Genomic DNA, 8190 nt, shown 5'->3' with positions numbered 1-8190 from the left:
CAACCCGGCCAACGCCGCGCCGGGCACCATCCGCAAGGATTTCGCGGAATCGATCGAGGCGAACTCGGTCCATGGCTCCGATTCCGCCGAGAACGCCAAGATCGAGATCGACTACTTCTTCAAGCCGGAAGAAATCGTCGGCTGATCCAGGACGATCCGCCAACGCAAAAGGCCGGGAAAATTCCCGGCCTTTTTCTTTTCCGTCGCTCGCCGGATCAGACCAGGAAGATGGCCATCAGGATGAGCGAGATGACGACCGCGACGGTCGAGTATTTGAAGAACGACACGAAGCTGTCGTAAATCTGGGCGTGGCGTTTGGTTTCTTCATCCATGGTCATGTCGAACGGCCTCTTGCAAGCGAGAGAAGCAAAATACGATATCCAGCATGGCCGGACCGAAGTGCAGCATCATATAGCGCAATCGCCGTCCGCGAATAAAGAGGCAAAGCCACGCTCATGCGGCTTTAACATTCGCGTCATCCCATATCGGTTAAAATCTGTTGCGATTTGCCCTTGAAAGCGCCAATTTCAAGGCATCCGAAATGTCGGAATGTCGGGAGAGAGACCAAAAAAGGCCCTCGACTTTCCAGGCCCGCGGAAGATCGATGAGGTCAATGCCACAGGTATCGAGGTCGAGGCAGGTGGTCGCGGGTCGAATCTATTTTTGCCGAAAGAGCATCCCCCAATGAGCGATTACAATTCCGGTGGTGACGGTCCCACCATCAACGGGTCCGTGAAGTGGTTCAGCGCGGAAAAGGGCTACGGCTTCGTTGCGCCGGCCGATGGTTCCCCCGACGTTTTCCTGCATATCTCTGCCTTGAAGCGCGCCAACTTCGAGGATGCGCCCAAGGGCTCCACGATTGTCTGCCAGGTCCAGCAGGGCCAGAAGGGACGCCAGGTCTCCCAGGTTCTGGAACTGGATTTGAGCACCGCCGATCCCACGGCGCCGCGGGGCGGCGGCGGGTTCGAGGATCGTCCGCGTGGCGGTTTCGGCGACCGCCCGCGCAATAATTTCGGCGATCGTCCGCGCGGCGGCGACCGTTTCGGCGGTGGCGGCGAGCGCTTCGGCGGCGGCGGCAATGACCGCGGCGGCTATGCCGGTGGCGGCGACCGTTTCGGCGGTGGCGGCGAGCGCTTCGGCGGCGGCGGCAATGACCGCGGCGGCTATGCCGGTGGCGGCGACCGTTTCGGCGGTGATCGTGGCGGCTTCGGCGGCGGCGATCGCTTTGGCGGGGGCGGTGGCGGCGACCGGGGCGGCTTCAACGACCGCAGCGGCTTCGGCGAGCGCACTGACCGCCGCGATTTCGAACGTCGCGGCTCGCGTCGGCGCTACGAGGATTAAGGGATGGGCCGGCCCGGAGGGGCGGGCTGGCTTATCGCTGATCATGTTGAGGGGCGCCCCGGAAGAGGGCGCCCCTTTTTGCATTCCGCCTGCCTCGGCGACCGGACTTGCTTGATGCGGGGGGCAGCTATCCCATATGCAGATTGCAATGGGCGTTGCGGGTCGCCTGCTGCTTGGTAACATGCTGCGCCTCGCGCCGAGGGCTTCCGGAGACGGATGGCATCGACGGCGGCGACGAATTCCCGCCCCCGAGACGGCCCCGCACGACAAAAGGCGGCCGCCCCCACAAGACAGTAGGAAACGATTCCCATGAGCCTGCCCATCACCCTCAAGGACCCGAAGCTGTTCCGGCAGCAATGCTATATCGACGGCGCTTGGGCGGATGCCGACAAGGGCGAGACGCTCGATGTCACCAATCCGGCCGATAATTCCAAGCTGGGCACCGTCCCGAAGATGGGCGCGTCCGAGACCAGGCGCGCCATCGAGGCCGCCAACAAGGCGCTGCCCGCCTGGCGCGCCAAGACCGGCAAGGAGCGCGCCGTCATCCTGCGCAAGCTGTTCGACCTGATGATGGCCAATCAGGACGATCTCGGCGCGCTGATGACCGCCGAGCAGGGCAAGCCGCTGACCGAGGCGAAGGGCGAGATCGCCTACGCCGCCAGCTTCATCGAATGGTTCGGCGAGGAAGCCAAGCGCGTCTATGGCGACACCATCCCCGGCCACCAGGCCGACAAGCGGATCGTGGTGACGAAGGAGCCAATTGGCGTGGTCGGCGCGATCACGCCCTGGAATTTCCCCTCCGCCATGATCACGCGCAAGCTGGGGCCGGCCCTGGCGGCGGGCTGCACCATCGTCATCAAGCCGGCGACGGCGACGCCCTATTCCGCCTTCGCGCTGGCCGAGCTGGCGGAGCGCGCCGGCGTGCCCAAGGGCGTGATGAATGTGCTGACCGGCTCCGCCTCCGCCATCGGCGGCGAGCTGACCGGCAACCCGATCGTGCGCAAGATCACCTTCACCGGCTCCACCGAGATCGGCAAGGTGCTGCTGGAGCAATGCGCCGCCACGGTCAAGAAGGCCTCGATGGAGCTGGGCGGCAACGCGCCCTTCATCGTGTTCGACGATGCCGACCTCGACAAGGCGGTGGAAGGGGCGATTGCCTCCAAATACCGCAATGCCGGCCAGACCTGCGTGTGCGCCAACCGCCTGCTGGTGCAGGATGGCGTGTATGACGAATTCGCCAAGAAGCTGGCCGAGGCCGTCGGCAATCTGAAGGTCGGCAACGGCTTCGAGAGCGACGTGGTGCAGGGGCCGCTGATCGACATGGCCGCCGTGGAGAAGGTCGAGGAGCATATCGCCGACGCGCTTGGCAAGGGCGCCAAGGTGGTTGTCGGCGGCAGCCGGCATGCGCTCGGCGGCAGCTTCTTCCAGCCGACAGTGCTGTCCGGCGTCACCACCGACATGAAGGTGACCCGCGAGGAGACCTTCGGCCCGGTCGCCCCGCTGTTCCGCTTCAAGACCGAGGAAGAGGCGATCAAGATGGCCAACGATACCGAGTTCGGCCTCGCCTCCTACTTCTACAGCCGAGACCTCAGCCGCGTCTGGCGCGTCTCGGAAGGGCTGGAATACGGCATTGTTGGCATCAATACCGGCATCATCTCCACTGAGGTCGCCCCGTTCGGCGGCGTAAAGGAATCCGGCCTGGGCCGCGAAGGCTCGAAATACGGCATCGAGGATTTCATGGAGATGAAATATCTCTGCATGGGGATTTGATCTTCCCACGCATCGAACGGAAAAGGGGCCTCTTGCAAGGCCCCTTTTCTTTATCGGGCGAGGCGCTCGCTAGCCGGCTTGCGCCAGCCGGGCGACGGCAGCCTGGGGGAAGGTGACGATCATCGTCGCCCCGCCGCCGGGCGTGTCCTCAATGGCGAGGCTGCCGCCATGAGCCTGGGCCAGGCCGCTGACGATGGCGAGGCCGAGGCCGGTGCGGCCGCCGGCGGTGCGCAGCGGCTCGGTCTGCTGGCTGAACGGCTTGACCACCTTCTCGCGCAGCTCGACCGGGATGCCGCTGCCCTGGTCGATCACCCGCAGCCGGAAAGCGCCGCCCTCGCCGGCGACCTCCAGTCGCACGATGCTGCCGGCGGGCGCGTGGCGCACCGCATTGCCGGCGAGGTTGAGGATGATCTGCTTGAAGGCGCGGCGGTCGATCAGCGCGGTCGTCGCGCCCAGCACCGCGGTCTCCACCTGGATGTCGCCGCGGGCGGCCTGCGGCTGCAGGATGCTGGCGGCTTCCTGCAGCACCTCGGCGAGGGGGACATGCTCCAGATGCAGCTTCACCGCCCCGGCGCCCAACTGGGCGACCAGCAGGATGTCGTTCACCAGGCTGAGCAGATGGCGGCCCGCCGCCATGATGTCGCCGGCATAGCTTTCATGCTTGCCCGGCCGGCTGGCGAACAGGCCGCTGGCGATCATCTCGGCGAAACCGATGATGGCGTTCAGCGGGGTTCGTAGCTCATGGCTCATATTGGCCAGGAACCGGTCCTTCGCCGCGCTTTCCGACAGGGCGCTGTCGCGCGCGCTGGTCAGGCGGGTGACGTCGGTGGCGATGGCCCCGGCATAGCGCTGCTCTGTGCCATCGGCAAGCGTGACCGTAACCGGGAACTTGCTGACGTTGAAACTGCGCCGCTCGTCATTGAGCGTCAGCCCGCGCTCCAGCCCCTGCTGGCCGCAATTACTGCCCAGCACCACAAGGTTGCTCTGGTGATACTCGTCCGCCTGCGCTTGCGGGAACAGATCCCACAAGGTGCGGCCTATCGTCTGCGGCACGGTAAGGCCCAGAATCTGCGCGCAGGCGTTGTTGCAATAGACGATGACGCCGTCGGCATCGGCCATCCAGGCCGGCAGCGGGAGTCCATCGAGCAGACCGGCGGCGGCGGCTTCTATCCGAAGCTGGTCGGGCAGGGAAAAATTTTGGCGCATCGTCAGGGTTTCCAGATCACGTCGCAGGAGCGATTTGACTAAAATTATACCTAATTTACTAAAGAATCCTTTCCGCAGGATACTTACAAAAACTAACAATTCACGACAGGTAATAACAAAACATTACAAAGTAAAAACATGAGTTTAACTCCAAATTAACTGGATAAATGCGATCAATTCGTCCACGAACTTCAAGCAAGGAGGGTTGATTATGTCCGGTTCCATGAATTTTTCTCAGATGAGCGGCGCTGTTGATTTTTCTGGCAGCGATGGCGCCGATGTTATTTACGGCGGCAGCGGTAATGACCGGCTCCAGGGCCGTTTCGGCAGCGACGTCATCCATGGGATGGCTGGCATTGACATTATCTATGGCGGCCTGGCCGTCAGCAGCTTCAACCCGCTGGAACTGAACGACTCGCTCTTTGGCGGCGCCGGCAGCGACCTGATGCAGGGCAATGAGGGGCGAGACCTTCTGCATGGCGAAACCGACCATGACCTGCTGCGCGGCGGCAAGGGCCAGGACACGATGCATGGCGACGAAGGCAACGATGTCGGCTATGGCGGCCGCGACGAGGATATGATGTTCGGCGGGGTCGGCAACGACTTCCTGCATGGCAACCAGGACAATGATACGATCGATGGCGGCATCGGCGACGATTTGCTGCGGGGCGGCCAGGGCGACGATTCGCTGATTGGCGGCGAGGGCGCGGATGCGCTGTATGGCGGCCGCGGCAACGATCAGCTGTCCGGCGGCAATGGCAACGACATCTTGAATGCCGGCGCCGGCGACGATCTCATGAATGGCGGTGCCGGCGACGATGTGCTGCTGACCGGCAAGGGCAACGACACCGTCACCGGCGGCACGGGCGCCGATATCTTCGCGATCGGCCCGGCCGGCGAGGGCACGGGTGCTGGCCAGAACACCATCATTACCGACTTCACGCTGGGCGAGGATCATCTGCTGATCCTCAATGGCGAGGAGAAGGCCGACAATGCCGCCCTGGCCCGGGCGCTGGACCGCTCCTACGCCTCCGGCAACGATCTGGTGCTGGTGCTGGACGATGGCCGCCTGGTCACGCTGCAGGGCCTGGGCAACACCCCGGTGACGGCCGGCCAGCTCTCCAACAATCCGCCGACCATCGATTTCACCAATCACCAGGAGAACGAACTCTTCGACTTCCTCAACACGCCGATGGAAGATCTGGTGGGCGCGCTCGACGGTCTGGGCGACGTGGCCGGCAAGCTGATCAACAGCATCAACGTCAATGACGGCACGGCCGCCGGTCTCATCGACTCCGCGCTCGGCTCCACCGGCCTGCTGAACAATCTGCTCAGCAACGGCTACACCACCGCCGAGCAGCTCGTTTCCGACCTGCAGGATCTGCTGCAGGGTACGCCGCTGGGCGGTCTGGTCGCCGATGCGGACCTGATGGAGCTGGTCACCGACACGACCGGCGCGCTGGTCCCGGTCACCGGGCAGAACGGCCTGCTGGATACGCTGCTGGGCGACAATGGCCTGGTCAGCGGCCTGATCACCGGCACCGGCATCGTCGGCGGCCTGGTCGGTCCGAGCGGCCTGCTGCACACCGGCAATCCGGACGCCTTCGTGCAGTCGCTGGTCGGCAATGACGGCCTGCTGACCGAGGCGCTGAACAGCGCCAGCCTGATCGGCGCTGCCGACGATATGCTGGATTACAGCCAGCTGCTCGGCCAGAGCGGCACGCTGAACAGCCTGCTGACCGGCGGCGGCGATGTCACGGGTGGCGGGCTCGGCGTGACCGGCAGCCAGGGCGTTATCGCCGACATCGTCGGCAACGACCCGGTCGGCGCGTTGATCGACGGGCTGATCGGCGACGAGAACGCAGTCACCCAGCTCACCGGCGGCAATCCCGGCGTGCTCGGCGATTGGTTGGCCGAGGACAGCCAGCCCAGCCTAGTTGGCCTGATCGGCGGCATGATCGAGGTCGAAGTCGAGGTCGGCGTCGGCGTGTCGGTCGGCGGCGGCGTCTCCCTCGGCGGCTGGTCGCTGTTCGGCTGATCCTCCGCGTTTTCCACTCCCAAACTCCCCGCAAACTTGGGGCGGCACCCGCACGGGCGCCGCCCTTCTTTTTTGCGAAAGTAAGCGCAGGGGTTTGCCGATCCCGCCGTGCCGCCGTAAGGTCGTGGCCGATATTCGACTTACCGAGGACGCTGTCTCATGGCCCAGTACGACTACGATCTTTTCGTCATCGGCGCCGGTTCCGGCGGGGTGCGCGCCAGCCGCATCTCGGCGAAGCTGGGCGCGAAAGTGGCGATCTGCGAGGATTATCGGGTCGGCGGCACCTGCGTCATCCGCGGCTGCGTACCGAAGAAGCTGCTGACCTACGCCGCGCATTTCCACGAGGATTTCGCGGATGCCGCCGGCTTCGGCTGGACCGTCGGCGAGACGGCGCACGACTGGAAGACGCTGATCGCCAACAAGGATACCGAGATCGACCGGCTGAACGGCATCTATATCCGCCTGCTGAAGGATGCCGGGGTGGAACTGATCGACGGGCGCGGATCGCTGGTCGACGCGCATACCGTGAAGGTCGGCAAGAAGAGCTACATCGCCGACAAGATTCTGATCGCCACCGGCGGCTGGCCGGAGATGCCGGAGATTCCCGGCATCGAGCACGCCATCACCTCGAACGAGGCGCTGGAGTTGAAGAGCCTGCCGCGCCGGGTGGTGATCGTCGGCGGCGGCTATATCGCGGTGGAGTTCGCCGGCATCTTCAACGGGCTGGGCGCGGATGTCACGCTGGCAATCCGCCGCGATCTGCCATTGCGCGGTTTCGACGAGGATGTGCGCGCCGCGCTGACCGAGGAGATGGTGAAGAAGGGCATCACCATTGCCCCCAACACCAACATCACCTCCATCGAGAAAACGAAATCCTGCCTCAGCCTGATGACCGATTCCGAGGAGATCATCGAGTGCGACGCGGTGATGTACGCCACCGGCCGCACGCCCAACACCAAGGGGCTGGGGCTGGAGGCAGCCGGCGTGCATGTGAACAAGAAGGGCGCCGTCACGGTCGACGAATATTCCCAGACCACGGTGGAGAATATCTATGCCGTGGGCGACGTGACGGACCGCATCGCGCTGACCCCGGTCGCTATCGCCGAGGGCCATGCCTTCGCCGACACGGTGTTCGGCAAGAAGCCGCGCGCGGTCGACCATGCCAACGTGCCGAGCGCCGTGTTCAGCCATCCGCCGATCGGCAGCGTCGGCCTGACCGAGGCGCAGGCGCGCCAGCAATATGAGGCGGTGGACACCTATGTCTCCCGCTTCCGGCCGATGAAGCACACTTTGTCCGGCCGGGATGAGCGCACGATGATGAAGCTGGTCGTTGACCGCGACAGCGACCGCGTGGTCGGCTGCCACATGGTCGGCGTCGATGCGCCGGAGATCGTCCAGGGCCTCGGCATCGCGCTCAAGGCCGGCGCGACCAAGGCCGATTTCGACGCCACCATCGGCATCCATCCCACGGCGGCCGAGGAATTCGTCACCATGCGCGAGAAACAGCCGGAACCGAAAGTCCCCGGCACGGTCGAAGCCGCGGATTGATGAGGCAATCCCCCCTGCCTTCCGGGGCGAGGGACTTGTTCTCTAACCGTTTGACACCCTCCAACCGTCATTCCCGGCCCTGTGCCGGGAATCCAGGGTTCAGCCTTCTCGACCGACGATCCAGCGGGCTGAGGCGTGGACCCCCGCAACAAGTGCGGGGGTGACGGTCTGGGAAGGGGGCGACATAGAGAGCTCTCATCGCCGGGCTTGCCCGCCGCTCGCGCTGTGGATTCCCCACCCCCTCAACCGTCATTCCCGGGCTTGCCCCGGGAATCCAGGGTTCAGCC

The 8190-nt window shown here is 64.6% G+C and carries 8 protein-coding genes; 5 read left to right on the top strand and 3 right to left on the bottom strand.

The genetic code is table 11. The annotated features are described in order from the left end of the window. Positions 1-145 (top strand): nucleoside-diphosphate kinase (locus AUP43_RS03675; protein ID WP_322096364.1); only part of this gene is annotated, 145 nt, incomplete at its 5' end. 70 nt (positions 146-215) lie between these two features. On the opposite strand, the gene AUP43_RS03670 is transcribed toward AUP43_RS03675, so the two are convergent. Next, complete coding sequence (locus AUP43_RS03670; RefSeq protein WP_067552864.1) at positions 216-338, bottom strand: aa3-type cytochrome c oxidase subunit IV; 123 nt, start codon at positions 336-338, stop codon at positions 216-218. Positions 339-684: 346 nt separating this feature from the next. Between AUP43_RS03670 and AUP43_RS03665 the strand changes: the two genes are divergently transcribed. Both AUP43_RS03665 and gabD read left to right on the top strand, forming a co-directional pair. Beyond that, the gene (locus tag AUP43_RS03665; protein WP_067552861.1) at positions 685-1341 is read left to right on the top strand and encodes a cold-shock protein; all 657 of its coding nucleotides are present in this window, start codon (positions 685-687) and stop codon (positions 1339-1341) included. Positions 1342-1650: 309 nt separating this feature from the next. Beyond that, positions 1651-3111 carry an NADP-dependent succinate-semialdehyde dehydrogenase gene (gene gabD, locus AUP43_RS03660; RefSeq protein WP_198154813.1) on the top strand — a complete coding sequence of 487 codons (1461 nt, stop codon included), beginning with the start codon at positions 1651-1653 and terminating at the stop codon, positions 3109-3111. 69 nt (positions 3112-3180) lie between these two features. Here gabD and AUP43_RS03655 read toward each other — a convergent pair whose 3' ends face one another. Both AUP43_RS03655 and AUP43_RS19190 read right to left on the bottom strand, forming a co-directional pair. Further along, a complete protein-coding gene (locus tag AUP43_RS03655) occupies positions 3181-4317 on the bottom strand; it encodes a PAS domain-containing sensor histidine kinase (protein ID WP_067552859.1) in 1137 nt (378 codons plus the stop codon). Positions 4318-4417: 100 nt separating this feature from the next. Beyond that, entirely contained in the window at positions 4418-4660 is a 243-nt protein-coding gene (locus tag AUP43_RS19190; protein ID WP_198154814.1) for a hypothetical protein, read from the bottom strand. Between AUP43_RS19190 and AUP43_RS03650 the strand changes: the two genes are divergently transcribed. After that, positions 4556-6355, top strand: a complete 1800-nt coding sequence (locus tag AUP43_RS03650) for a calcium-binding protein (protein WP_198154812.1) — start codon at positions 4556-4558, stop codon at positions 6353-6355. The genes AUP43_RS19190 and AUP43_RS03650 overlap by 105 nt on opposite strands. 159 nt (positions 6356-6514) lie before the next feature. After that, complete coding sequence (gor, locus tag AUP43_RS03645) at positions 6515-7903, top strand: glutathione-disulfide reductase (protein WP_067552855.1); 1389 nt, start codon at positions 6515-6517, stop codon at positions 7901-7903. The last annotated feature ends 287 nt before the right edge of the window (positions 7904-8190 follow it).

The organism is Oceanibaculum pacificum, assembly GCF_001618175.1.
GTDB lineage: Bacteria > Pseudomonadota > Alphaproteobacteria > Oceanibaculales > Oceanibaculaceae > Oceanibaculum > Oceanibaculum pacificum.
This window is presented reverse-complemented; position numbering and strand designations above follow the sequence as displayed.